This window comes from Methylobacterium endophyticum (assembly GCF_050591105.1).
Classification (GTDB): domain Bacteria; phylum Pseudomonadota; class Alphaproteobacteria; order Rhizobiales; family Beijerinckiaceae; genus Methylobacterium.
The window spans coordinates 233,191-256,532 of sequence record NZ_JBNHES010000005.1 but is presented as its reverse complement, the minus strand read 5'-3'; the positions used below and the strand labels follow the sequence as shown (position 1 = coordinate 256,532).

20 protein-coding genes and 1 pseudogene are annotated in these 23,342 nt (G+C 69.9%); 7 read left to right on the top strand and 14 right to left on the bottom strand.

What is annotated here, in order from left to right; genetic code table 11:
* Positions 1 to 224 (bottom strand): annotated as a pseudogene (locus ACP56T_RS08575) (porin family protein); the annotation flags it as partial.
* A 412-nt stretch (positions 225 to 636) separates the two neighbouring features.
* Here ACP56T_RS08575 and ACP56T_RS08570 point away from each other — a divergent pair.
* The 3 genes from ACP56T_RS08570 (at position 637) to ACP56T_RS08560 (ending at position 3,784) form a co-directional block, all read left to right on the top strand.
* Entirely contained in the window at positions 637 to 888 is a 252-nt protein-coding gene (locus ACP56T_RS08570; RefSeq protein WP_430911715.1) for a hypothetical protein, read from the top strand.
* Positions 889 to 1,085: 197 nt separating this feature from the next.
* On the top strand, positions 1,086 to 2,606 hold the full coding sequence (locus tag ACP56T_RS08565) for a DEAD/DEAH box helicase (protein WP_430911714.1): 1,521 nt from the start codon (positions 1,086 to 1,088) through the stop codon (positions 2,604 to 2,606).
* A gap of 113 nt (positions 2,607 to 2,719) precedes the next feature.
* Positions 2,720 to 3,784, top strand: coding sequence for a GGDEF domain-containing protein (locus ACP56T_RS08560; protein WP_430911713.1), 1,065 nt, complete (start codon positions 2,720 to 2,722; stop codon positions 3,782 to 3,784).
* Positions 3,785 to 3,797: 13 nt separating this feature from the next.
* Here ACP56T_RS08560 and sufA read toward each other — a convergent pair whose 3' ends face one another.
* A complete protein-coding gene (gene sufA / locus ACP56T_RS08555) occupies positions 3,798 to 4,169 on the bottom strand; it encodes a Fe-S cluster assembly scaffold SufA (RefSeq protein ID WP_430911712.1) in 372 nt (123 codons plus the stop codon).
* A 136-nt stretch (positions 4,170 to 4,305) separates the two neighbouring features.
* On the opposite strand from sufA, the gene ACP56T_RS08550 reads away from it, so the two are divergent.
* Positions 4,306 to 4,890 (top strand): Uma2 family endonuclease, encoded by a 585-nt coding sequence (locus ACP56T_RS08550; RefSeq protein ID WP_430911711.1) that lies wholly within the window; start codon positions 4,306 to 4,308, stop codon positions 4,888 to 4,890.
* A gap of 14 nt (positions 4,891 to 4,904) precedes the next feature.
* Here ACP56T_RS08550 and ACP56T_RS08545 read toward each other — a convergent pair whose 3' ends face one another.
* The 6 genes from ACP56T_RS08545 to ACP56T_RS08520 all read right to left on the bottom strand — a co-directional run bounded on the left by ACP56T_RS08545 (position 4,905) and on the right by ACP56T_RS08520 (position 11,706).
* On the bottom strand, positions 4,905 to 5,285 hold the full coding sequence (locus ACP56T_RS08545; protein ID WP_430911710.1) for an SUF system Fe-S cluster assembly protein: 381 nt from the start codon (positions 5,283 to 5,285) through the stop codon (positions 4,905 to 4,907).
* Positions 5,286 to 5,295: 10 nt separating this feature from the next.
* Complete coding sequence (locus tag ACP56T_RS08540; protein WP_430911709.1) at positions 5,296 to 6,540, bottom strand: cysteine desulfurase; 1,245 nt, start codon at positions 6,538 to 6,540, stop codon at positions 5,296 to 5,298.
* A gap of 158 nt (positions 6,541 to 6,698) precedes the next feature.
* Positions 6,699 to 8,021 carry a SufB/SufD family protein gene (locus ACP56T_RS08535; RefSeq protein WP_430911708.1) on the bottom strand — a complete coding sequence of 441 codons (1,323 nt, stop codon included), beginning with the start codon at positions 8,019 to 8,021 and terminating at the stop codon, positions 6,699 to 6,701.
* A gap of 4 nt (positions 8,022 to 8,025) precedes the next feature.
* Positions 8,026 to 8,778, bottom strand: coding sequence for a Fe-S cluster assembly ATPase SufC (gene sufC, locus ACP56T_RS08530; RefSeq protein WP_430911707.1), 753 nt, complete (start codon positions 8,776 to 8,778; stop codon positions 8,026 to 8,028).
* A gap of 221 nt (positions 8,779 to 8,999) precedes the next feature.
* Positions 9,000 to 10,469, bottom strand: a complete 1,470-nt coding sequence (gene sufB, locus ACP56T_RS08525; RefSeq protein WP_430911706.1) for a Fe-S cluster assembly protein SufB — start codon at positions 10,467 to 10,469, stop codon at positions 9,000 to 9,002.
* A gap of 70 nt (positions 10,470 to 10,539) precedes the next feature.
* Entirely contained in the window at positions 10,540 to 11,706 is a 1,167-nt protein-coding gene (locus tag ACP56T_RS08520; protein WP_430911705.1) for a cysteine desulfurase family protein, read from the bottom strand.
* A 372-nt stretch (positions 11,707 to 12,078) separates the two neighbouring features.
* Here ACP56T_RS08520 and ACP56T_RS08515 point away from each other — a divergent pair, with 372 nt between their 5' ends.
* The gene (locus ACP56T_RS08515) at positions 12,079 to 12,741 is read left to right on the top strand and encodes an alpha/beta hydrolase (RefSeq protein ID WP_430911704.1); all 663 of its coding nucleotides are present in this window, start codon (positions 12,079 to 12,081) and stop codon (positions 12,739 to 12,741) included.
* A 22-nt stretch (positions 12,742 to 12,763) separates the two neighbouring features.
* Here the strand turns inward: ACP56T_RS08515 and ACP56T_RS08510 are convergent, their stop codons facing one another.
* The 3 genes from ACP56T_RS08510 to ACP56T_RS08500 all read right to left on the bottom strand — a co-directional run bounded on the left by ACP56T_RS08510 (position 12,764) and on the right by ACP56T_RS08500 (position 18,299).
* Entirely contained in the window at positions 12,764 to 12,958 is a 195-nt protein-coding gene (locus ACP56T_RS08510) for a hypothetical protein (RefSeq protein WP_430911703.1), read from the bottom strand.
* A 403-nt stretch (positions 12,959 to 13,361) separates the two neighbouring features.
* On the bottom strand, positions 13,362 to 17,453 hold the full coding sequence (locus ACP56T_RS08505) for a Pls/PosA family non-ribosomal peptide synthetase (RefSeq protein WP_430911702.1): 4,092 nt from the start codon (positions 17,451 to 17,453) through the stop codon (positions 13,362 to 13,364).
* A gap of 249 nt (positions 17,454 to 17,702) precedes the next feature.
* Positions 17,703 to 18,299 carry a histidine phosphatase family protein gene (locus ACP56T_RS08500; protein ID WP_430911701.1) on the bottom strand — a complete coding sequence of 199 codons (597 nt, stop codon included), beginning with the start codon at positions 18,297 to 18,299 and terminating at the stop codon, positions 17,703 to 17,705.
* 125 nt (positions 18,300 to 18,424) lie between these two features.
* On the opposite strand from ACP56T_RS08500, the gene ACP56T_RS08495 reads away from it, so the two are divergent.
* Both ACP56T_RS08495 and ACP56T_RS08490 read left to right on the top strand, forming a co-directional pair.
* On the top strand, positions 18,425 to 19,426 hold the full coding sequence (locus tag ACP56T_RS08495) for a polyphosphate kinase 2 family protein (protein WP_430911700.1): 1,002 nt from the start codon (positions 18,425 to 18,427) through the stop codon (positions 19,424 to 19,426).
* Positions 19,427 to 19,516: 90 nt separating this feature from the next.
* Positions 19,517 to 20,686: an AAA family ATPase gene (locus ACP56T_RS08490; RefSeq protein ID WP_430911699.1), complete on the top strand. Its 1,170-nt coding sequence runs from the start codon at positions 19,517 to 19,519 to the stop codon at positions 20,684 to 20,686.
* 18 nt (positions 20,687 to 20,704) lie between these two features.
* Here the strand turns inward: ACP56T_RS08490 and fabI are convergent, their stop codons facing one another.
* The 3 genes from fabI to ACP56T_RS08475 form a co-directional block, all read right to left on the bottom strand.
* On the bottom strand, positions 20,705 to 21,565 hold the full coding sequence (gene fabI / locus ACP56T_RS08485; protein WP_430911698.1) for an enoyl-ACP reductase FabI: 861 nt from the start codon (positions 21,563 to 21,565) through the stop codon (positions 20,705 to 20,707).
* Positions 21,566 to 21,719: 154 nt separating this feature from the next.
* Entirely contained in the window at positions 21,720 to 22,667 is a 948-nt protein-coding gene (locus ACP56T_RS08480) for a DnaJ C-terminal domain-containing protein (protein WP_430911697.1), read from the bottom strand.
* 138 nt (positions 22,668 to 22,805) lie between these two features.
* Entirely contained in the window at positions 22,806 to 23,336 is a 531-nt protein-coding gene (locus ACP56T_RS08475; protein WP_430911696.1) for an RT0821/Lpp0805 family surface protein, read from the bottom strand.
* Positions 23,337 to 23,342 lie beyond the last annotated feature (6 nt).

Below are 23,342 nucleotides of genomic sequence, written 5' to 3'. Positions count from 1 at the left end.
GTGAACAGGCCCGAGGCGGCCGGAACGCCGATCACCGTGGGGGCGCGGTTGTCCTGCGTGCCGAAGCCGTAGCCCGCGTTGAAGCCCGCGTAGAACCCCGTCCAGGTGAACACCGGAACCGGAACAAACACCGGAGGCGGAGCCGCGCGGCGCGGAAGGTCGGCGGCCGAGGCGGCGGCGCCCGAGCAGGCGAGGACGGCGGAGGCGAGGAGGAGCTTTTTCATGTCTACCCTGTGGATCCCTGGCTGTGAGCCGCCGCGCTTTTAGGCTCGGTGGGCGATGGGGTCTGTCGCTTCACTGCAACAAGTGGGTCGAGATAAGCCCGATGCCGTCAACGAAGCGTGAAGATCAGCCTCAGGTGAACTGTCCCTGCCTTGCCATGTGCCGAAGCGCACATCCGGGCGATGCGTCGCAAAGCTCCGCCACGATCATGGCGGGGTCTGACACAATCTCGACGAAATCTATCGGTCGCCCGCTGCTGATCGTGCAACGATCCTTTAAGGGCTCCGCGATCCGGCGTTTTATTTCAGGACGGCCTGCGGCGCATCGCCGCCTTGCGCTCAGGGATCCTTAACCCTGTCCGCCGATAGTGGCCCGTGCCCGGCTCGCGGACGGGCGGGCGTCAAGGGAATCCTCATGATCGGCGACGGCGACACGGCGGACGCGTCCCCCGGTCCGATGCGCTCTCCCGCCGTTTCCTGGGCCTTGCGGTCGAGCGCGGTGCTCCTCGTCGCCGGCTGGGCCGCGACGCAATATCTCTCGCGCGTCTCTGCGCCCTCGCAGGTCGCGCGCGCCGCCCTGGCCGATCCGGTCACCACCGGGTCGATCGCGCAATCGGCGCACGGCGTCCGTCTCGACCCTTGCGCCGCCCCGCTTCTGCGGCGCTGATCGCCCCCCTTCGGACGGTTCGGGAACTGTGCGAACCGCCCTGCGGCCGATTGACAAGGCGGCGCAACGTTCTAAGGGTGGCCGCGCCCGCATGCGCGGCGGGCGCGTCATGACGAGACAGACTTTGTCGCCGCCGCCGCGATGATCTTCTCCGCGCCGGCCGGCCCATACCTCGCGCGCATCGGTTCCCTATAAGCATGGCATTCGCCGACCTCGGATTGAGCGACAAGGTGCTCCAGGCCGTCACCACGGCCGGATATACCGAACCGACCCCCATCCAGGCTGAGGCCATCCCGCATGTGCTGGCCCGCCGCGACGTGCTCGGCATCGCCCAGACCGGGACGGGCAAGACCGCCGCCTTCACCCTGCCGATGCTGACGATGCTGGAGACCGGCCGCGCCCGCGCGCGCATGCCGCGGACCCTCATCCTGGAGCCGACCCGCGAGCTCGCCGCGCAGGTCGTCGAGAATTTCGACCGCTACGGCACCAACCACAAGCTCAACGTGGCGCTCATCATCGGCGGCGTCTCCTTCGCCGATCAGGACGCCAAGCTCACCCGCGGCACCGACGTGCTGATCGCCACCCCCGGCCGCCTGCTCGACCATTTCGAGCGCGGCAAGCTGCTGCTGACCGGCGTCGAGCTCCTCGTCATCGACGAGGCCGACCGCATGCTCGACATGGGCTTCATCCCCGACATCGAGCGCATCGTGAAGATGGTGCCCTTCACCCGGCAGACGCTGTTCTTCTCCGCGACCATGCCGCCGGAGATCGAGCGCCTGGCGGACATGTTCCTGCACAACCCGGCCCGCGTCGAGGTGGCCCGCGCCGCCTCCACCGCGACGACCATCGTGCAGCGGCTCGTCGCAGCCGGCTCGGAAGGGCACGAGAAGCGCGACCGCCTGCGCAAGCTCCTTCGCGGCGAAGCCGACCTCAAGAACGGCATCATCTTCTGCAACCGCAAGCGCGACGTCGCGCTTCTGCAAAAGTCGCTCGTCAGCCACGGCTTCAACGCCGCCGCCCTCCACGGCGACATGGACCAGCGCTCGCGCACCCAGGCGCTCGACGGCTTCCGCAACGGCGAGACGGCGCTGCTGGTGGCGAGCGACGTTGCCGCGCGCGGCCTCGACATTCCGGCCGTCAGCCACGTCTTCAACTTCGACGTGCCGCGCCACCCCGAGGATTATGTCCACCGCATCGGCCGCACCGGCCGCGCCGGCCGCTCCGGGCACTCCTTCACGCTGGTGAGCCGGGGCGACGACCGCTCGCTCCAGGCCATCGAGACCCTGATCGGCCAGCCGATCCCGTGGCTCGACGGCGACCTGTCCTCCCTCGGGGAGGGCGGCGCCGGCGCGGAGGGCGAGACCGCCACCCGCCATCGCGGCAGCCGGAGCGCGCGCGGCGAGAGCCCCCGCGAGGGCGGCCGCCGTCCCCGCCGGGGAAGCGCCGGAGAGGCCCGCGCGGCGTCCGCTCCGCGCCCGGCTCCCCAGGGCGACCGTCCCGCGCCGGAAGCGGAGAGCGAGGCGCCGCCCGCCGCTCGCCGCGTGCCCCGGCCTCCGGCCCGCGCCGCCGCCGCCGACCGCCCCGCCCCGGAGAAGACGCGCGGCGAGAGCGGGCGTCATCGCCGTCGCGACGATGCGGAGGGCGAAACGCCCGCCGGCCTCGGCGAGCATGTGCCGGCCTTCCTCCTCCGCCCGGCCGTCGTCAAGAAACAAAAGTAGACAGTCTCCGGCCCGACCTTAACCGATCGTCCACGCTCCCCCGACTATCGTTCGCATCAAGCGGGACCGGTGCCGAAACGGGCCGGCCTCCGCGATCGGACTATGGTGGACGTATGGGCGACCGGGGGCATCAGGATCGCGACTGGAGCTTTGCGCTGGCGCACCGCGCCAACGAGCTGATGCGCGACTACGGCCCCTCGGCGACGCCGAAGGCCTACACCGTCTGGTACGTCTACGTGTCCGGCACGCAGCCGCACATGAACGACGCGATCAAGCGGTTGACCGCGCAGAACGGCCAGCTCTCGGATGCCGATATCGAGGCGCTCTACGACGCCCATATCGACGGCCGCCGGCTCTCGATCGCCGCCGAGCGGATGTCGGCGAGCATGCTCACCGAGATCGAGGGCATCACCGAGATGCTCGACCTCTCCCTCGGGTCGACCACGCAATACGGCGAATCGCTGCGCGCCTTCACCGACGACCTCGTCGGCGCCACGATGAACCGCGCCCGCATCCGCGAGATCGTGGCCGGGCTGGTGGCCACCACTCGCGAGGTCGCCGCCAACAACCGCATTCTCGAAGCGCGGATGCGCGAGAGCCGGACCGAGATCGAGGCCCTGCGCGAGACCCTGGAGGCGACGCGCCTCGAGAGCCTGACCGATCCGCTGACGGGGCTCTCGAACCGCAAGCATTTCGAGGACATCCTGAAGCAGACCGTCGCGCATGCGGCCGCCTCGGGCGAGCCTCTCGGCCTGATCGTGCTCGATATCGATTTCTTCAAGCGCTTCAACGACCTCTACGGCCATCTCACCGGCGATCAGGTGCTGAGGCTCGTCGGTATCGTCATGCGCGAGCAGGTGGCGGGTCCGTCGACGCTCTCGCGCTTCGGCGGCGAGGAGTTCGGCGTCGTGCTGCCCGGAAAGGACCGCGCGACCACCCTGGCGGTGGCCGAGCGCATCCGCGTGGCCGTCATGGGACGCGAACTCGTCAAGCGTTCCACGGGCGAGTCGCTCGGGCAGGTAACGATCTCGCTCGGCATCGCCGCCTACCGGCGCGGCGACACGCCGATCTCGCTTCTCGAGCGGGCCGATCTCCAGATGTTCGCGGCCAAGCGGAAGGGCCGCAATTGCTGCCTCGACGACAGCGTCGAGATCGACGCGGCCGCGAAGGTCGCCTGACAGCCCCCGGCCGTCAGGCGTGCAGCGCTTCCGGGTTCGCCGGGGTGATCGCGACGGACTCGCCGCATCCGCAGGCCGAGGTCTGGTTCGGGTTGTTGAACACGAACTGCGACGCGAGCTTGCTGGTCTGGAAGTCCATCTGCGTGCCGAGCAGGAAGAGCACCGCCTTGGGGTCGATGAAGACGCGCACGCCGCGATCCTCGACCATGTCCTCGCCGGGCTTCTGCGCCTCTGCGTATTCCATGGTGTAGGACATCCCGGCGCAGCCGCCGTTCTTCACGCCGACGCGCAAGCCGGCGATCGGCTTGTCCGCATTGGCGATGATGGCCTTGATCCGGTCCGCCGCCGCGTCGGTCAGCGACATGACCTTGAAACTCGTCTTCATGGGAAGCTCTCCGGCGGCCGGGTTCAAGGCCCGTGCGGGTGAGGGTGTCTCGGTGTGGTCAAGATAAGCATTCGCTCCCGGCTGGTCCACACGATCCGCGCGGGATCGTGTATGATCCGGGCGACCGGAGGTGCCTGTGGCCGATCCCGCATACCGGCGCATGACGCCGGAAGAGTTCTTCGCCTGGGAGCAGGGCCGGGACGGGCTCTACGAACTCGTCGATGGCGTGCCCGTCCCGCATATCAAGATGATGACCGGGGCCAGCGCCCAGCACGACCGGGTGACGGTCAACGTCATCGTCAGCCTCGGAACGCAACTGCGAGGCTCCGGCTGTCGCCCGACCACGGACGACATCGCGCTGCGCACGAGCATCGCCACCGTCCGGCGGCCCGACATCACCGTGGAATGCGGGGACCTCGTCCGCGACACCTACGAGAACCGGGAGCCGCGCCTCGTGGTCGAGGTGCTGTCGCCCTCGACTGCCAGCATCGACCGTTTCCGCAAGCTCGAGGAGTACCGGCGCCACCCGACGCTGGCCTACATCCTCCTGATCGAGACGCGCTGGCCCGGCGCCGTCCTCTATCGCCGCGAGGGCGATTCCTGGGAGACGCAGACCTTCGAGTCCTTGGAGGACACCATCGCCCTGCCGGCGATCGGCGCGACGCTCGCCCTGGCGGATATCTACGAGGGCCTCGTCTTCGAGGCCCGGCGCGAGCCCTGATCGGGCACCCGCCCTCACCACATGTCGAGGGCGACGCGGGCCTCGTCGGACATGCGGCTCTGGTCCCACGGCGGATCGAACACCATCGTCACCGTGCAGGACTGGACGCCCGGCACGGCGGCCACCGCGTTCTCGACCCAGCCCGGCATCTCTCCGGCGACGGGACAGCCGGGGGCGGTGAGCGTCATGTCGATGGCGACCTTGCGGTCGTCGTCGATATCGACCCGGTAGATCAGGCCGAGCTCGTAGATGTCGGCCGGGATCTCCGGGTCGTAGACGGATTTCAGCGCCGTCACGATGGCGTCGGTGAGCCGGTCGAGCTCGTCGGCCGGAATCGCCGAGGCGCTCTCGACGGTGGGGGCGTTGGCACCGCCGGTGATGGTCGCGTCGGACATGGCATAAACCTCAGGCGAACAGCATCTCGGCCCTGGCGAGGGCGTCTGCAAGGGCGTCGATCTCCTCGCGGGTATTGTAGAGCCCGAACGAGGCGCGGCAGGTGGAGGTGACGCCGAAGCGCGTCAGCAGGGGCATGGCGCAATGCGTGCCGGCCCGCACCGCGACGCCCTGGCGGTCGATCACGGTGGCGATGTCGTGGGCATGCGCGCCCTTCATCTCGAAGGCGACGACGCCGCCCTTCTCCCTGGCGGTCCCGATCAGCCGGACGGAGTTCATGGCGCCGAGCCGCTCCTGGGCATAGGCCGTGAGATCGTCCTCATGGGCGGCGATGGCCTCGCGGCCGAGCCCCATCATGAATTCCAGCGCCGCGCCGAGACCGACCGCCTCGACGATGGCCGGAGTGCCCGCCTCGAAGCGGTGGGGCGGATCGTTGTAGGTGATGGCATCCTGGCTCACCGTGCGGATCATCTCGCCGCCACCCTGGTAGGGGGGGAGCCGCTCCAGCCATTCCTTCTTGCCGTAGAGGACGCCGATGCCGGTGGGTCCGTAGACCTTGTGCCCGGTGAAGACGAAGAAGTCGCAATCGAGCGCCTTCACGTCGATGGGCCGGTGCACGGCGCTCTGGGCCCCGTCGAGCAGCACCGGCACGCCATGGGCATGGGCGATGCGCACGATCTCCGCGGCCGGCGTCAGCGTGCCGAGCACGTTCGACATGTGGGTGATCGCGACCATTTTCGTGCGCGGCGAGAAGAGTTTTTCGTATTCCTCGACGAGGAAGTTGCCCTCGTCGTCCACCGGCGCCCACTTGATCACGGCGCCCCTGCGCTCGCGCAAAAAGTGCCAGGGCACGATGTTGGAATGGTGCTCCATGATCGAGAGGATGATCTCGTCCCCCTCCCCGATCATCCCGGCCCAGCCCATGGACGAGGCGACGAGGTTGTAGGCTTCCGTCGCGTTGCGGGTGAAGACGATCTCGTCTGTGGAGTCGGCGTTGAGGAAGGCGCGGGTGGTCTCGCGCGCGCCCTCGAACCCTTCCGTGGCGGCGTTCGCCATGAAGTGCAGGCCGCGATGCACGTTGGCGTAGCCCGTCTCCATGCAGGAGACCATGGCGTCGATGACCGCGCGCGGCTTCTGCGCCGAGGCGGCATTGTCCAGATAGACCAGCGGCTTGCCGTAGACCTGCTGCGACAGGATCGGGAATTCCTTCCGGATCGCTGCCACGTTGTAGCCGGGCTGGCGGATGGGTGCGTTCATGGCGGAACCTCCTGCGATCCCTCTCCCCTTTGCGGGAGAGGGTGGCCCTCGCGTCAGCGAGGGTCGGGAGAGGGGGCGACCCTTCCGGAGATGTCGCGATCCCCTCTCCCGCCCGCTGTCGCGGGCACCCTCCCCCGCAGAGGGGGGAGGGTCAACGATCACCCCCGTGCCTTCAGCCACGCCTCGATCTCGCCGATCAGCGCCTCGCGAGCGCCCTCGTGCGTCACCGCCTCCACCGCCTCGCCGAGGAAGGCCTGGACCAGCAGGCTCTCAGCCTCGGCGCGCGGCAGGCCGCGGGCCATGAGGTAGAACAGGAGGTCGTCGTCCGGCGCGCCGCAGGTGGCGCCGTGGCCGCAGGCGACGTCGTCGGCGAAGATCTCGAGCTCCGGCTTGTTCATCATCTGCCCCTCGTCGGAGATGAGCAGGCAGTCGGACTTCATCTTGCCGTCGGTCTGCTGCGCGACCTGGCGGACGATGATCTTGCCCTGGAAGACGCCGGTGGAGTCGCCGTCGATCACGGTCTTGAACTGTTCGCGGCTCACCCCGCCGACGGCGGCATGGTCGGCGAGCAGGGTCGAGTCCGCGAGGCGTCCGTGGCCGAGCATGGTGGCGCCGTTGACGGTGGCGGTGGCGTTCTCGCCCGCGAAATGCAGGAAGAGCTGGTGGCGCGAGAGCACCGCTCCGGTGACGAGGTTCACCGTCTCGATATGCGAGGCGGCCCCGAGCTTCGCCGAGAGGGTCGAGAGCGCGATGGCCTTGTCGCCCTCCGCGTTGATGCGGGTGTGGCGGAAGGCGGCGGCGTCGGCGATCACCACGTCCAGCGCGTCGTTCGGCTGGAAGGCGATGCCGGCCGGGCTCTCGTGGCTCTCGAACACCGTCAACTCGGCACCCTCGCCCAGGAAGACGAGCACGCGGGTCGCGGTCGAGAAGGCGTCCGGGCCGGTCCCGACGAAGCGCAGGTGCAGGGGCGTGTCGACCTTGGCGCCGGCCTCCACCGCGATCACCGCGCCGTCCGCCATGAAGGCGGCGTTGAGCTGGTAGATCGGGTTCTCGCGGGCCTGGGCCACCGGGGCCAGGGCCCCGAGCAGGGCGCCGCCCTCGGTCAGCGCCGCGTTCAGCGGCGTGACGGTGACGCCGGCGGGCACGCGGCCGAGATCCGACAGCGCGGCGACGAAATGCCCGTTGACGAAGGTCAGGCGCACGGCCTCGACCCCGGCAAAGCCCTTCGCGCCGGCGACGGCGGCCTTCGCGGTCGCGTCGGATGGCATCTCGGCGGGGGCCGCCGCCTCGGTGAAGGCGGCGCGCAGGTCCGTGTACTTGAAGGCCTCGACCCGGCGGCTCGGCAGGCCGGCGGCCTCGAAGAAGCGGAAGGCCTCCTCGCGGTCGATCGCCTTCTGGGAGGAGAAGCGCGGACGGGCGCTCTCGAAGAGCTGCGAGAGGCCGGTCTCGGCGGGGGTGCGCAGGCGGGTGACGTCGGCCATGGCGTCAGGCCGCCTCGTTGGCGCGGTACTCGGCATAGCCGCTGGCCTCGAGCTCAAGGGCCAGCTCCTTGCCGCCGGACCTCACGATCCGCCCCTTCGACATGACGTGCACGGTATCGGGCACGATGTGGTTCAGCAGGCGCTGGTAGTGGGTGATGACGAGGAAGGAGCGCCCTTCCGCGCGCAGGGCATTCACGCCCTCGGAGACGATGCGCAGCGCGTCGATGTCGAGGCCGGAATCGGTCTCGTCGAGGACGCAGAACTTCGGCTGGAGCAGCGCCATCTGGAGGATCTCCATGCGCTTCTTCTCGCCGCCGGAGAAGCCGACATTGAGGGCGCGCTTGAGCATCTCCTTATTGATCTCGAGCTTGTCGGCGGCGGCGTTCACGCGGCGGATGAAGTCCGGCGTCGAAAGCTCGTCCTCGCCGCGCGCCCGGCGCTGCGCGTTCAGGCAGGCCTTGAGGAAGGTCATGGTGCCGACGCCGGGGATCTCCAGCGGGTACTGGAAAGCGAGGAAGACGCCCGCCGCCGCGCGCTCGTCGGGGCCCATCTCGAGGATGTTCTCGCCGTCGAGCAGGATCTCGCCCTCGTGGACCTCGTACTCCTCCTTGCCGGCGATGACGTAGGAGAGGGTCGACTTGCCCGACCCGTTCGGCCCCATGATCGCGGCGACCTCGCCGTCGCCCACGGTGAGGTCGAGCCCGTTGAGGATGCGGTTGTCCTCGATCGAGACGACGAGGTTCTTGATTTCGAGCATGTGTAAGGTCGTCCTGTTTGGATTTCGGTGGTCTCCCTCTCCCCTTCGCGGGAGAGGGTGGCCCTCGCGTCAGCGAGGGTCGGGAGAGGGGAGCGCCGTATCCGGAGAGGTCGCGACGCGTGCCAGATCCGGCACTGTCGCGGTCCCCTCTCCCGCCTCGCATTCGCTCGGCACCCTCCCCCGCGGAGGGGGGAGGGAGAAAGGCGCGCTTGCCGCAGACGCTAGCCCACGCTCCCTTCCAGGCTGATCGAGATCAGCTTCTGTGCCTCCACGGCGAACTCCATGGGGAGCTGCTGGAGCACGTCGCGCACGAAGCCGTTGACGATGAGCGCGGTGGCCTCCTCCTCGGAGAGGCCGCGCTGGAGGCAGTAGAACTTCTGGTCCTCGGAGATCTTCGAGGTGGTGGCCTCGTGCTCGAAGACGGCCGAGGCGTTCTTCGACTCGATGTAGGGCACGGTATGCGCCCCGCACTGGTCGCCGATGAGGAGCGAGTCGCAGTTGGTGAAGTTCCGCGCGTTCGTCGCCTTCTTGTGCGCCGAGACGAGGCCCCGGTAGGTGTTCTGCGAGCGCCCGGCGGAGATGCCCTTCGAGATGATCCGGCTGGTGGTGTTCTTGCCCAGATGGATCATCTTGGTGCCGGAATCGACCTGCTGCATGCCGTTCGACACCGCGATCGAGTAGAACTCCCCGCGCGAGTTGTCGCCGCGCAGGATGCAGGACGGGTACTTCCAGGTGATGGCCGAGCCGGTCTCGACCTGGGTCCAGGAGATCTTCGAGTTGGCGCCCCGGCAGTCGCCGCGCTTGGTCACGAAGTTGTAGATGCCGCCCCTGCCCTCGTTGTCGCCGGGGTACCAGTTCTGGACGGTGGAGTACTTGATCTCGGCGTCGTCCAGCGCGACGAGCTCGACCACCGCCGCGTGGAGCTGGTTGTCGTCGCGCTTCGGCGCGGTGCAGCCCTCGAGATACGAGACGTAGGAGCCCTTGTCGGCGATGATGAGCGTGCGCTCGAACTGGCCGGTGTCGCGCTCGTTGATGCGAAAGTACGTCGACAGCTCCATCGGGCAGCGCACGCCCGGCGGGATGTAGACGAACGAGCCGTCCGAGAAGACCGCCGAGTTCAGGGTCGCGAAGAAGTTGTCCGTCACCGGCACCACGGAGCCGAGGTACTTGCGCACCAGGTCGGGGTACTCGCGGATCGCTTCCGAGATCGGCATGAAGATCACGCCGGCCTTGGCGAGCTCGGCCTTGAAGGTCGTCGCCACCGAGACGGAATCGAACACCGCGTCGACCGCCACCCGGCGCTCGGGGGCGATGCCCTCCAGCACCTCGACCTCGCGCAGCGGGATGCCGAGCTTCTCGTAGGTCTTGAGGATCTCGGGGTCGATCTCGTCGAGCGATTCGGCCGCCTTACGCTTGGGGGCGGCGTAGTAGTAGATGTTGTTGTAGTCGATCCGATCGTAGGAGACGCGCGCCCATTCGGGCTCCTGCATCGTCAGCCAGCGGCGATAGGCGTCGAGGCGCCATTCGAGCATCCACTCCGGCTCGTCCTTCTTGGCCGAGATGAACCGCACCACGTCCTCGGAGAGGCCCTTCACGGACTTCTCCATCTCGATCACGGTCTCGAATCCGTACTTGTACTGGTCGAGGTCGATCGAGCGGACCCGGTCGATGGTTTCCTGCACTGCAGGCATCAGGCTTCTCCTGCCGGCGCCGGCACCCTGGCCGGCGGTCTCGAAAACGGATGACGCGGGATCGCGGCCCTCAGGCCGCCTGCCCTCGCCGCTTATATAGGGTGGACACGATCCTTTCGAACCCGTCCAGATAGCGCATCACATCGTCGTCCACGCTGTTCCATCCGAGGCTGACGCGCAGGGCCCCCGCCGCCAGCGCAGGGCTGACCCCCATCGCGGACAGCACGGGGGAGCGCGCCACCTTCCCCGAGGCGCAGGCCGACCCCGACGAGACCGCGATCCCGGCGAGATCGAGGCTCATCAGGGCGGTGGCGGCCTCCAGCCCCGGCACCGCAAAGCAGGCCGTGTTCGGCAGCCGCGCCGCCCCCTCCCCGAACACCACCGCATCGGGGGCGAGCGCCCGGATGCCGGCCTCGATCGCGTCGCGCAGGCGCTCCAGCCTCTCGCCCTCGCCCGCTGCAAGAGCCGTTCCCGCCTGCTCGGCGGCGGCGCCGAGGCCCGCCAGCCCCGGCAGGTTCTCGGTGCCGCAGCGCAGGCGCATCTCCTGGCCGCCCCCGCGCAGGAAGGCGCTCTCCAGCGTCACGCCCTCCCCCAGGACGATGGCGCCGGTGCCCTTGGGAGCGGCGAACTTGTGGCCCGAGAGGGTCAGCGCGTCGAGCCCGAGGGCGTCGAGGCCGATCGCCACCTTGCCCACCGCCTGCACCGCGTCGCTGTGGACGAGGGCGCTGCCATGCGCGCGGGCGAGCGCCACGATCTCCGAAAGCGGCTGGCGCACCCCGGTCTCGTTGTTGGCCGCATGGACCGAGACCAGCACCGGCTCGCCGGCGAGCGCCGCGAGCCGCTGGCGCAGGGCGTCGAGATCGATCACGCCGAAGGCGTCGACGGGAATGGTCTCGACGTTCGGGAAACGGTGGCCGGCCGACACGCAGGGATGCTCCGTCGCGCTCGCCAGGAGCCGCGTCGGGGCGGGCGTTCCGGCCCTGACGAGGGCGCCGGAGAGGACGGTGTTGGCGGCTTCCGTGCCGCCGCTGGTGAAGACCACGCGCGCGGGCGCTGCGCCGACGAGGCGAGCCACCTGCTCGCGCGCCCGCTCCAGCACGGCCCGCGCCGCCCGGCCCTCGGCATGGACGGAGGACGGGTTGCCCGGCAGCGCCAGCGCCCGCGCGACCGCCGCCGAGACCTCCGGCCGGACCGGCGATGTGGCGTTGTGGTCGAGATAGGTGCGGTCGGAATGCATCAGGCGTGCTTCAAAAGCCGGTTCTCGAAACGGTCGGGGCGCGGTCTTCCGGTCGAGTCCGAGGCGGCTGCGGCGACACCCCGGACGACATCTTCTTGCTTTCGCCCCCCGCGGTCGTGCTAAGGCGCGCGGGAGATCGAAGCCCTGTCCGATGCCGCGCCGGAGCGGGTCTCGGCGAGGATCGGGTGGGCGTATTCAGTTTAGAATTATTCTAATCACCTAGAATTATTCTAAGCGTGCTTGTAAGACCGCTGCCGCCCGAGTCAAGGCTCGCGCGCCGGAGGCGCGGCGCACAGAGCCGGACCCATGGCCGGACCTATGGCCGAACCGGAAAAGCGCCCGCGCGGGCGATCTTTGAGGAACACCGACACGATGCCCGAAGTCATCTTCAACGGCCCGGCCGGGCGCCTCGAGGGCCGCTATCAGGCCCCGAAGAAGAAGGGTGCGCCGATCGCCATCGTGCTGCATCCGCACCCCCAGTTCGGGGGCACGATGAACAACCAGATCGTGTATAACCTGTTCTACACCTTCGCCAATCGCGGCTTCGCGGCGCTGCGCTTCAACTTTCGCGGGGTCGGGCGCAGCCAGGGCTCGTTCGACCACGGCTCGGGCGAGCTCTCCGACGCGGCGGCGGCGCTGGACTGGGTGCAGTCGGTCAACCCGGAGGCGCGCGCCTGCTGGATCGCCGGGGTGTCCTTCGGCTCGTGGATCGGCATGCAGCTCCTGATGCGCCGGCCCGAGATCGAGGGCTTCATCTCCATCGCGGCCATGGCGAACCGCTACGACTTCACCTTCCTGGCGCCCTGCCCCTCCTCCGGCCTGTTCGTGCACGGCTCGGAGGACCGGGTCGCGCCGGCGCGCGAGGTGATGCCGGTGATCGAGAAGGTGAAGACCCAGAAGGGCGTCATCATCGAGCACCAGATGGTCGAGGGCGCGAACCACTTCTTCGACGGCAAGGTCGAGGAGCTGACCCAGACCGTCGACACCTATCTCGACAAGCGCCTCGGCGTGCGCGGCGACGGCGGAGCGGCCTGAGGGGCGCTCCCCCTCGTCGCGGCTACCGGCAGACGGCGGCGCGCGGGCGGAACGGCACCACGTTGTCGGGATAGCGTGTCGTCGGCGGGGCCGGCGGGGCTGCCTCGGACACCGCGGCGAAGTGCATCCAGCGCACCACCAGCGGGCTTCCCCGGCGGGCGAGATGCCGCATCAGACGCCTGCGGCTCCAGGACGGGACGGGTCGTTCGTCGTGCATGATGGCCTCCTCACGGGGTGACTGTCGGCCGGTGTGGGCAAGGCACGGCGCATCGTCGGCGCGATCCCTCATGGGCGCGCGCCGTCGCGGCCGCGGATCGGCCCGCGCCGGGTCGCGAGACGAGGCCGTGCGGCCCCGTCTCGATGGTCTCGAACGGGTGTCGGAATGGTGGTCCCGGCGCTGGGTACGATCCCGCGCCGTCCGTCGCTATGTCGCCGATCCGTCGAGGGAAATCGGTGCGGGCCGGCACCTGGGGTCTGTCCGGGAGAAGCGGATCCCGGCTCTCCGCTCGGCCATGCGGCAAGACCATAAGCGAGAGCCTGTCGGGCGCTTCTGAAAGCGTCCGACAGGCTCTCGCTCGATGCCAGGGCGGCTCCCTCGGAGCGCCGCGCGGGGATGGGCCTCAGGCGGCCGCCGCGACTCCTGCGGAGGCGGGGCTCGCGTGGACGACGGGCGTCGCCGGGGCGCCCTCCCACTCCGTATGGGCGGGGATCGACTCGCCCTTCATCACGATGGTCAGCGGCCGCAGGCGGGCGAAGTCGCCCACATGCGTGTCGTAGAGCACGGTGGCGAAGGAGCCGACCGAGACGCCGTCGCCGACCGTCACCCGGCCGACCTTCATGATCCGGTCCTCGTAGAGATGGGTCTGCATGGCCGAGATGCGGTTCATGGTGACATAGTCGCCGATGGTCACGCAGTCGAACTCGGTGATGTCGGTGGTGAACATGCACACGCCCTGGCCCACCTTCACGCCGAACAGGCGCAGGAACCAGGGCAGGAAGGGCGTGCCCATCATGTGCTCGAGCAGGACCTTGCCGGCGAGCCCCCAATAGGCGACCGCGATGGCCTCGGTGCGCATGGCGAACCACGACCACATCGGCCGCATGCCGGGCTTGTAGACGCCCATCATCAGCCATTTCAGCGCGACGACGCTGAAGGTCTGGATGAGGGCGATGACCACGCTGACGGCGACGAAATAGCCGGCGAGCCCCCACCAGTCCCGCTCGAGGATGGCGGGGTAGAAGTAGAAGTCGATCGCGCAGACCGCCATGGTCAGGTAGAGCATCGGCGAGAACGAGGTCGAGAACGCCTCGAACAGACCCCGCCGCAGCTTCGGCCCGATGCCCGGCTGGTAGGTCTTGCCGATCTCGCCGAGATCGACCCGCTGGCGGGTCGGCAGCTTGATCGGGGGCGAGCCGAACCAGGTCTCGCCCGGCGCCATCTCGACGCCCACCGGCGGCTTCGACTTGATGCCGATGAGCACGTCGTCGGGGATCGACATCCCCGCCTGCACCACCGCCTCGTTGCCGATGAAGACGCGCTCACCTGTCCGCACGGGATGCGTCTCGACCCAGCCGCGCCGGATCTCCTCCTCGCCGACGATCACCTCGTCGGCGATGAAGTTGTCGCGGCCGATGCGGACGTCGTCGTAGCGCCCGGAGAGGTTCGTCGAGATCTCCGAGCCGCGCCCCATGGCGGTGCCCATGGCCCGGTACCAGGCGCGCATGTAGACGGTGGCGAAGAGCGACGAGAGCATCTCCAGCGTCACCTCGACGATGAGCGCCAGCGTCCATTTGCGCAGGTAGAAGGCCGAGTGGATCGAGTAGGGCTCGCGCTTGAGCCGGGGCATCAGCCCCCAGCGCAGCAGGGTCACGAGCAGCACCGAGCCCGCCGTCATCAGCATGGCGGTGGGCCAGGTCAGCAGCGGCAGATACCAGTGGTAATCGATGTCGGTGACGTCGCCGAGCGAGTCGCTGATCTGGTCGAAGACGAAGAAGGCCGGGAAGATCGGCAGCAGCCCCACCGCCGGGACGGTGTTGACCAGGAACAGGTAGAGCACGTTGAGCCCGAGCCGGCGCCCGTCGGAGACCTCGGCCGGTTCGGGCAGGCTCGTGATATCGACGGTGCCGACCCTGCGGCCGGGCGAGCCGTCCCACTTCTCCGCCTCGCCGACGATCGTGCCGGTGGGGATGGTGGTGAGGTCGGCAAGCTCCGCGTAGTCGCCGATCACGGTGTCGGGGCCGAGCACGCAGGAGGCGCCCGTGACCACGTCACGCCCGATGGTGACGCGGCCGATGACGAGCTCGTCGCCGATCACCTCCGCGTTGGCGACGACGAGATGGCCGCCGAGCGAGGCGCCCTCGCCGACGCTCAGCAGGTCCGGCGCGCCGCAGACGATCTCGGAGATCAGCGCGTCCTTGCCGATCTTCGCGCCCATCAGGCGCAGGTAGATGGCGAGCGCCGGCGAGCCCTGGAGCCACTTCACATGGACCAGCGGCGCGAGCCGGTCGGCGAGCCACCAGCGGAAATAATACTGCCCCCAGAGCGGGTAGCGCCCCGGCTTCATCCGCCCGAGCAGGATCCACTTCGCCGCGATGGCGATCGTGCCGGTGACGACGATGATGCCGATATAGACGAGCAGCAGCACGCCGAGCTCGGCCCAGAAGCCGAGCACGCCGCCGGTCAGCAGGAGGTAGGTGACGAAGATGCCGAGCCACTGCGAGGTATGCAGCGCGATCACGAAAGGCAGCGCCACGGCCTGGGCGAGGCCGCAGAGCGCGCGTCGCAGGAGCGGGGGCGGGGCGAAGCCGAGGTCGCGCATGGCGGCGTCCGTGCCGACGCCGCCGGTGCGCTCGATGAGCGCGTCCGACATCGCGCGCAGCGAGCGCTTCACGTAGACGTCCTGGATCGTCATCGCGGCGAGCACGGGCGTCTGGCGCACCGCGCCGACGAAGCGGGCCGCGAGCAGCGAGTGGCCGCCGAGATCGGTGAAGAAATCCGCCTCCAGCCCGAGGGGCTGGTTGCCGAAGACCTGCTTGGCGGCGGCAAGCAGCGCGGCCTCGGTCTCGTTGGCGGGGGGCTCCTGCTCGCCGTCGGCCGCCGCCACCGTGAGCGGGGCGGCCTTCAGCGCCTTGCGGTCGACCTTGCCGGAGGTCAGCCGGGGCAGCTTCTCCGCGTCCTCGAAATGGCCGGGCACCATGTAGGGCGGCATCTGCTCGGCGAGGGTTTTCCGCAGGCTCGTCCGGTCGATCGTCGTGCCGCGCTCGGGCACGAGGAAGGCCACCAGCCGGTCGACGCCGTCGTCCTGGCGCAGCACCACGGCGGCCTGGTTGATGCCCGGCAGCGCCTGGATCCGGGCCTCGATCTCGCCGAGCTCCACCCGGAAGCCGCGGATCTTGACCTGATCGTCGATCCGCCCGTGGAAGAGGATGCGCCCCTGCGCGTCGAGGGAGACCGCGTCGCCGGAGCGGTAGAGGACCGGATCGCGCCCGTCCGAGGGGAAGGGATTGGCGACGAACTTCTCCGCCGTCAGCTCGGGGCGCTTCAAGTACCCCTTGGCGACGCCGGGGCCGCCGATCAGCAATTCGCCCTGCTCCCCGGTGCCGAGAAGGTTCAGCGCCTCGTCGGCGACATACACCGAATAGTTCGGGATCGGCCCGCCGATGGTGACGGGCTCGCCCGGCCGCATCTCGGCGGCGGTGGCGACCACCGTCGCCTCGGTGGGTCCGTAGGTGTTGAAGAGTTTTCGCGACGGCGTGGCCCATCTGGCCACCAGCGGCTCGGGCAACGCCTCGCCGCCGAGCAGCACGAGGCGGATGCCCGGCAGGTCCTGCGGGATCATCGCCAGCAGCGTCGGCACGGTGTCGATGACCGTGCAGCGGGCTTCCGCGAGGATCGCGGGCAGGCTCTCGACGTCGCCCATCATGGCGGGGCTCGCCACGAAAAGCGTCGCGCCCACGAGATAGGGGACCCAGATCTCCTCCATGGACAGATCGAAGGCGACGGAGGCGCCCTGGAACACGATGTCCTCCGGCCGCATGCCGTAGACGGCGTTCCCCGAGCGCAGGAAGTGGCAGATATTGGCGTGGCTGATGACGATGCCCTTGGGCACGCCGGTCGAGCCCGAGGTGTAGATCAGGTAGGCGGCATGCTGCGGGGTCAGCCCGTCCGCGCGCGCGTCCGCCTCGGGCGCGTCGGCGGGCGTGCCGTCGAGGAGCGCCTTGAGCGTCAGCGCCGGAGCGGCGTCCGGCGCGCCGGGCCGCAGCGCCTCGGAGACGAGGAGCGCCTTGGCCTTCGCGTCGCCGAGGCAGACGCCCACGCGGTCGGCCGGCGCCTCGGCGTCGAAGGGAAGCCAGGCCGCGCCCGACAGGGTGATGCCGACCTGCGCCACCAGCAGGTCGATGCCGCGCGCCATCCAGAGCCCGACCACGTCGCCCGGCCCGATGCCGCGCGATTTCAGCGCGCGGGCGATCGCCTTGGCGCGGACCGCCATCTCGCCGTAGCTCAGGCTCGGATGGAGGCCCGCCGCGTCGCGCGCCGCGCCGTCGATCAGCGCCGGATGGTCGGGCCGCGCCTGTACGCTCCCCAAAAAGATCTCGGGCAGCACCTCGTCGCGGATCAGCTCCGGCCGCGAGGGGCCGCGCAGCACCGCTCGTCCGGGGGCCGGGCCGTCGCCCGCCGCCCGAGGCCGCGTCATCTCGGCGAGACTGCTCATCCGCTGCTCCGCTCCCGCGCCCCGCCATAGCGGGGCCGGCGGTCTTGACCAAGCCGTTCGTCCAGGCCGTTCGTGACGGCGGTCCTGTCCCCGGATCGTGCCGTTATCGAGGCGGCGCGGCGCCGACGGAGCACGGCTGTCGCCGAGCGGCCCCGGAATTCGGGAGGCGGGTCTAGCACGGGTCGTTGAATACGGCTTGAACGGATTTTCTGCGCGCAGTCCGGCGCCGCACCCGTCCGCCCGACGCGATCAGGCCCAGCGCCAGCCCTTGGCGTCGATGACGAGGACCGAGCCCTGCCGGATGCCGATGCGCGGCGCCACCCAGATGTCGAGGAGGCCGAGCGCCACCAGCATGGCCCGCGCGGTGCCGCCATGCCCGACGACGACGGTGGTGCGGTCATAGGCGAGCACGGCTTCCGCGACCCGCTCGGTCAGCATAGCGTAGCTCTCCGCGCCGGCTCCCGGCGGCCGGAAGCTCCAGCGGTCGCGGTCGCGCTCCCGCGCTCCGGCGGGATCGCGGCGGCGGATCTCGGCCCAGGTCGATCCCTCCCAGGAGCCGAACCCGATCTCCATCAGGCGCGGATCGGCCTCGTAGCCCTCCGGCGGCAGGCCGAGATGGCCGCGCAGGGCCTCCATGGTCCGGCGCGCCCGCGTCAGGGGGCTCGCCGCGAACGCCGCTCCGGTGAGGGCATCCCCCGCGACCTCGCGCAGGCGCGCGGCGGCCGTGGCCGCCTGTTCCAGGCCGGTGGCGTTGAGCTCCGTGTCGCGGTGGCCCTGGAGGCGCCCTTGCGCGTTCCAATCCGTTTGGCCATGGCGAACGAAATAGATCGTCGGCACGCCGCTCACGCCGGCCCGCTGCGGAAGCCTCCGCCGGAACGGCTCGGGCGGCCCGTCGGTTTGGCACTCACGTTTGACTCCGGGGCGTCGCGGGCCGCTTCGGGCCGGATCGGGTTACGGGCGGGAGAGTTCCCATGTCGAAGAAACATCGCAAGCACGCCGAAGGCCATGGGCCGGGACAGCGGAATGCAACAGAGTCGCAGGGCCGTTACCGGCAGGCCGCCCGCGACGCCCCGCCCTCCTCCGCGCTCTGGGCCGCCGCCACGGAGGAGCTCGCCGGGACCGGCACGGGCCTGATCGGCGCGCGGACGCCGCTCTTTCCGGGACGGGCGGCGAAGGGCATCGTCACCGTCGAGCCGGGCTCGGCCTGCGACCTCGGCCATATCGACCCCGACGCCGACGGGGGGCTCGACAAGGAGGCCGCCAAGCAGGCGCTGGCGGCCGAGCGCGCCCGCATCGCCGCGTTGCAGAACAAGCTCTACGCCGAGCGCCGGCAGAGCCTGCTCGTGGTGCTCCAGGCCATCGACACCGGCGGCAAGGACGGCACCATCCGCTCGGTGTTCGAGGGGGTGAACCCGCAGGGCTGCCGGGTGACGTCGTTCAAGGTGCCGAGCAGCGAGGAGCTCGATCACGATTTCCTCTGGCGCTACCACAAGGCGGTGCCGGCGCGCGGCATGATCGGCGTGTTCAACCGCAGCCATTACGAGGACGTGCTGGTGGTGCGGGTGAAGGACCTCGTGCCCGAAACCGTCTGGCGCGGCCGCTACGGGCTCATCAACGATTTCGAGCGGATGCTCGCCGAGAGCGGCACCACGATCCTGAAGCTCTTCCTGCACATCTCCAAGGCCGAGCAGCGGGAGCGCTTGCAGGCCCGCATCGACGATCCCGAGAAGCACTGGAAGTTCGATCCCGCCGACCTGACCGAGCGCCGGTCCTGGGACGCCTACCGCGAGGCGTTCGATGACGCGCTGACGCGCTGCTCCACCCCTTGCGCGCCCTGGCACGTCGTACCGGCGAACCGGAAGTGGTTCCGCAACCTCGTCGTCGCCCGCACCATCGCCGACACGCTGGAGGCGATGGACCCGCGCTATCCCGATCCCGTGCCGGGCGTGTCGGAGATGAGGGTGCCGGAATGAGCCTTCGCCGGCCGGGGTAGCGGGCACGGCTTGCGCCCTGCCGCCTCCTGCTTTCCTGTGAAGGGGGCTGCCGGTGCGGAGATCGAGCGCATGCTGACCGTCAGGGAGATTTCGGCGGCGGGGTATCGCTCGCTGAAATCCATCCGGTTTCCCGTCGACCCGCTCTCGGTGTTCGTCGGCGCCAACGGCGTCGGCAAGACCAACCTCTATCGCGCGCTCGAACTCCTGCAATCAGCCGCCGCCGGAACGCTGACGCGGGATCTGGCCGCGGAAGGCGGCATGGAATCCACGCTCTGGGCGGGCAAGCGAAGGGTCGGGGACAAGGCGCGCGTCACGCTGATGGCCGAGCTGGCGGACGAGACCGGCGGCTCGGTGCCCCTCGGTTACGAGGTCGGCGTGGGCTTGGTCGAGCAGTATCGGGTGGATGTCGGCGTTTCGGTCGCGACCGGGGCGGCATTCCTGCTCGAACCGCAGATCAAGAGCGAATCCCTCGTCCAGCGGACCGGGCGCCGGCCCGTCACCCTCCTGAGCCGCGACGGGCCCCATGGCTTCGTTCGCGACGCGGACGGGGCCAAGCAGGGGTTCGGCAAGTCCCTTCTCGCGACGGAAACGGCCCTCGCGGCGGTGCAGAACGGCGCGGCCTTCCCCGAGCTCGACCTCACGCGCCGCACGCTTCTGGAGTGGCGGTTCTATCACGACTTCCGTACCGATGCTGGCTCCCGGCTCCGGCGTCCCTGTCTCGCGGTGGCGACGCCGACCTTGTCCTCGGACGGCTCCGACCTCGCCGCCGTGTTCGCGACGCTCGCCCATATCCGTCAGGATACCGTCGATCTCGACGAGGCCGTGGGGGACGCCTTCCCCGGTGCGCGCCTCGTCGTCCCCGAGCCCGGCCGGGAGGCGCGTTTCGGCCTGATCTTTCCCGACTACCCCAAGCGCGTCTTCGAGGCGTCCGAGCTGTCCGACGGGACGCTGCGCTTCCTCGCCCTGGCGGGGGCGCTGCTGGCCTACCGGCTGCCGCCCTTCATCGCCTTGAACGAGCCCGAGACGAGCCTCCACCCGGATCTGCTCGAGCCGCTGGCGCGGATGATCGTCAAGGCGTCCGAGCGGACCCAGGTCTGGCTGGTCACGCATTCCGAGCGCCTGGCGCAGGCCATCGCCCACAGCGGGCGCGTCGGCCCTCGCCTCGTCGTCAAGCGCGAGGGCGCGACATGGATCGACGGGCTCAAGCTCTCCGGCGCGTTCGACGACGACGAAGACTGAGCGCCACTCGGGCCGACCTCACTCCTTGTCGAGGCTGAGGTCCGGCGCCTCGGGGTTCTTCATGCCGACGACGTGATAGCCGGCGTCGACATGCAGGATCTCGCCGGTCATGCCGCGCGACATGTCGGACACGAGATAGGCCGCCGTCTCGCCGACCTCGTCGATGGTCACGGTCCGGCGCAGGGGGGCGTTGTACTCGTTCCACTTGAGGATGTAGCGGAAGTCGCCGATGCCCGACGCCGCCAGCGTCTTGATCGGGCCGGCCGAGATCGCGTTGACCCGGATTTTTTGCGGACCCAGGTCGGCGGCCAGATACCGGACCGAGGCTTCGAGCGCCGCTTTCGCCACGCCCATGACGTTGTAGTGCGGCATCCACTTCTCGGCGCCGTAATAGGTCAGCGTCAGCAGCGAGCCGCCGTTCGGCATCAGCTTCTCGGCGCGCTGCGCCACCGCCGTGAACGAGTAGCAGGAGATCAGCAGCGACTTGGTGAAGTTGCCCTCGCTGGTCTCGATGTAGCGGCCGGTCAGCTCGTCCTTGTCGGAGAAGGCGATGCAGTGGATGACAAAATCGATCCCCTGCGGAAAGATCTCGCCGGCCCGCGCGAACACCGCGTCGATGGAGGCCGGGTCGGTCACGTCGCAATGGCCGACGACATGGGCGTCGAGCTCGCGGGCCAGCGGCTCGACGCGCTTCTTGAGGGCGTCGCCCTGGTAGGTGAAGGCGAGCTCGGCGCCGTGCGCATGGGCGCTCTTGGCGATGCCCCAGGCGATCGAGCGGTTGTTGGCGACGCCGAGCACCAGCCCCTTCTTGCCCGCGAGCAGCCCTGACCCGGCGGGTCGTGCGCTGCCGAGGTCGTGAGCCGGGTCCTTATCCGCCATGCGAGTCACCTGCCAGAACGCTGTCTTGTCCGCCCGTGCCCCCGGCGCGCGGGCGCCCGCTCCCGCCGGAGGTCGGCCCTCGTTCGCCGGTGGCATCCTTAGCGGACGCGTGCGGGCGACGGAAGTCCGGCGCCGGGCTGTCGCGGCGGCGGTGTCACTCGCCCTGCGCCGCCCGGCTGGCCTGGGCATAGGCGGTGAGCGCCGCGTCGTCCGCCGGCAGGACGATGGCGGTGGTCGCCAGCAGGTCGCCGGAGGTGCCGTCCTTCCTGGGCAGGCCCTTGCCGCGCAGGCGGAAGGTACGGCCCGAGCTCGTCATCGCCGGCACCTTCATCTCGACGGTCCCGGTCAGCGTCGGCACCCGCAAGGGGCCGCCGAGCACCGCGTCCGCGAGCGGCAGGTCGACATGGGTGCGCAGGTCCGCGCCCTCGATGGTGAAGCGGGGATGCGGCAGGATGCGGATGGTCAGCATCGCGTCGCCCGGCTCGGCGCGGGGGCCGGCACCGGGATGGCCGAGGCCGCGCAGCCGGATGGTCTGGCCGTCGACGACGCCGCGCGGGATCACCACGTCGACGTCGCGGCCGCCCGGCAATCCGAGGCGCAGCTTCTCCTCGCCGGCGACCTGCTCCAGCGTCACCGAGAGCTCGGCGGCGATGTCCTCGCCGCGCGCCGGTCCGCGCTGCTGGAAGCCGCCGGGCCCCGCGCCGGGTCCGCCGGCGCCGGCCGCGCGAAAAGCCTCGCCGAACAGCGTCGAGAAGATGTCGTCGCCGATGCCCCCCCCGCCCGCCGGCCGGGGGCCGCGCCCGCCCGCCATGTTCTCGAAGTCGAAGGCGTTGGAGCGCCCGCCGAATCCCGAGAACCCCTCGAAATTGGGCGCGCGCGGCTTGCCGTCGCCGTCGATCTCGCCGCGGTCGAACTGGCCGCGCTTCTCCGCGTCGCCGAGGATCTCGTAGGCCGAGTTCGCTTCCGCGAAGCGATCCTTGGCCTTGACGTCGTCCTTGTTGCGGTCGGGGTGATAGGTCTTGGCGAGCCGGCGGTAGGCCTTCTTGATGTCGGCCTCGCTCGCGCCCTTGGGCACGCCGAGCACGTCGTAGGGATTGCGCATCGCTTTGAGTCGTCGGGGTCTCGGGGCCGCTTGCGGCGGCGGAGGGGATCGACCCTGATGTGGATCGCCTGTTGCGCTCTTGCAACGGAGCGCGGCGCGAAGTTTCGCTCAAGATCGGCCGGCGTCAAGCGATCCCGGTCAGGCTTTCGGATTGGGGCCGCCTCGGGCCTGGCGCAGGCGCTTGAGGGCCCAGGTGCCGCCCGAGGGTTTGCAGCCGGTGCCGCGCACGAAGCGGCTGCCGTCGGGCGTGATGACGGAGGCCAGGAAGTCGCGGCAGATCTCGTCTTCGGCGACGTAGGGAAGGCCGGTGGGGTTCACCGAGCCGCGCAGGGTCGTCTCCGGGTTGTCCCACTTGACGGGGCGGCCGTTCCCCTGCGGATCGAGGGCGACGGTGAGCGCCGCGTGGGCGCGCCGCCAGTCCTCCTCGCAGAGATCCGGCCCGAAGCTCGTCGGGCGCTTGCCGATGCTGCCGGTGACGGTGGGCTCGTCCGCGAGTGCCGGCGGCGCCGTCTCGGGCTCGGCCTGGAACACGATCAGCGCCTGGCTGCACCCGCCGAGCGCGAGCGGCCCGAGCAGCGCCAGCAGGCCCGCGACGACCTGCGTCCGGCGAGGGTGGCGCCCGCCGGATTCGCGGGGCGCCGGGGCTTTTTTAGAGCGGCGAAGACGCATTACACC

What these genes read in the sequence shown, in the direction of transcription:
- sufA (WP_430911712.1), bottom strand. Translation starts at nt 4,169, where the DNA reads ATGAAGACGAGTTTCAAGGTCATGTCGCTGACCGACGCGGCGGCGGAC.
- ACP56T_RS08505 (WP_430911702.1), bottom strand. Translation starts at nt 17,453, where the DNA reads ATGAGCAGTCTCGCCGAGATGACGCGGCCTCGGGCGGCGGGCGACGGC.
- ACP56T_RS08560 (WP_430911713.1), top strand. Translation starts at nt 2,720, where the DNA reads ATGGGCGACCGGGGGCATCAGGATCGCGACTGGAGCTTTGCGCTGGCG.
- ACP56T_RS08565 (WP_430911714.1), top strand. Translation starts at nt 1,086, where the DNA reads ATGGCATTCGCCGACCTCGGATTGAGCGACAAGGTGCTCCAGGCCGTC.
- ACP56T_RS08520 (WP_430911705.1), bottom strand. Translation starts at nt 11,706, where the DNA reads ATGCATTCCGACCGCACCTATCTCGACCACAACGCCACATCGCCGGTC.
- ACP56T_RS08515 (WP_430911704.1), top strand. Translation starts at nt 12,079, where the DNA reads ATGCCCGAAGTCATCTTCAACGGCCCGGCCGGGCGCCTCGAGGGCCGC.
- ACP56T_RS08490 (WP_430911699.1), top strand. Translation starts at nt 19,517, where the DNA reads ATGCTGACCGTCAGGGAGATTTCGGCGGCGGGGTATCGCTCGCTGAAA.
- ACP56T_RS08475 (WP_430911696.1), bottom strand. Translation starts at nt 23,336, where the DNA reads ATGCGTCTTCGCCGCTCTAAAAAAGCCCCGGCGCCCCGCGAATCCGGC.
- ACP56T_RS08510 (WP_430911703.1), bottom strand. Translation starts at nt 12,958, where the DNA reads ATGCACGACGAACGACCCGTCCCGTCCTGGAGCCGCAGGCGTCTGATG.
- sufB (WP_430911706.1), bottom strand. Translation starts at nt 10,469, where the DNA reads ATGCCTGCAGTGCAGGAAACCATCGACCGGGTCCGCTCGATCGACCTC.
- ACP56T_RS08570 (WP_430911715.1), top strand. Translation starts at nt 637, where the DNA reads ATGATCGGCGACGGCGACACGGCGGACGCGTCCCCCGGTCCGATGCGC.
- fabI (WP_430911698.1), bottom strand. Translation starts at nt 21,565, where the DNA reads ATGGCGGATAAGGACCCGGCTCACGACCTCGGCAGCGCACGACCCGCC.
- ACP56T_RS08480 (WP_430911697.1), bottom strand. Translation starts at nt 22,667, where the DNA reads ATGCGCAATCCCTACGACGTGCTCGGCGTGCCCAAGGGCGCGAGCGAG.
- ACP56T_RS08540 (WP_430911709.1), bottom strand. Translation starts at nt 6,540, where the DNA reads ATGAACGCACCCATCCGCCAGCCCGGCTACAACGTGGCAGCGATCCGG.
- ACP56T_RS08535 (WP_430911708.1), bottom strand. Translation starts at nt 8,021, where the DNA reads ATGGCCGACGTCACCCGCCTGCGCACCCCCGCCGAGACCGGCCTCTCG.
- sufC (WP_430911707.1), bottom strand. Translation starts at nt 8,778, where the DNA reads ATGCTCGAAATCAAGAACCTCGTCGTCTCGATCGAGGACAACCGCATC.
- ACP56T_RS08495 (WP_430911700.1), top strand. Translation starts at nt 18,425, where the DNA reads ATGTCGAAGAAACATCGCAAGCACGCCGAAGGCCATGGGCCGGGACAG.
- ACP56T_RS08545 (WP_430911710.1), bottom strand. Translation starts at nt 5,285, where the DNA reads ATGTCCGACGCGACCATCACCGGCGGTGCCAACGCCCCCACCGTCGAG.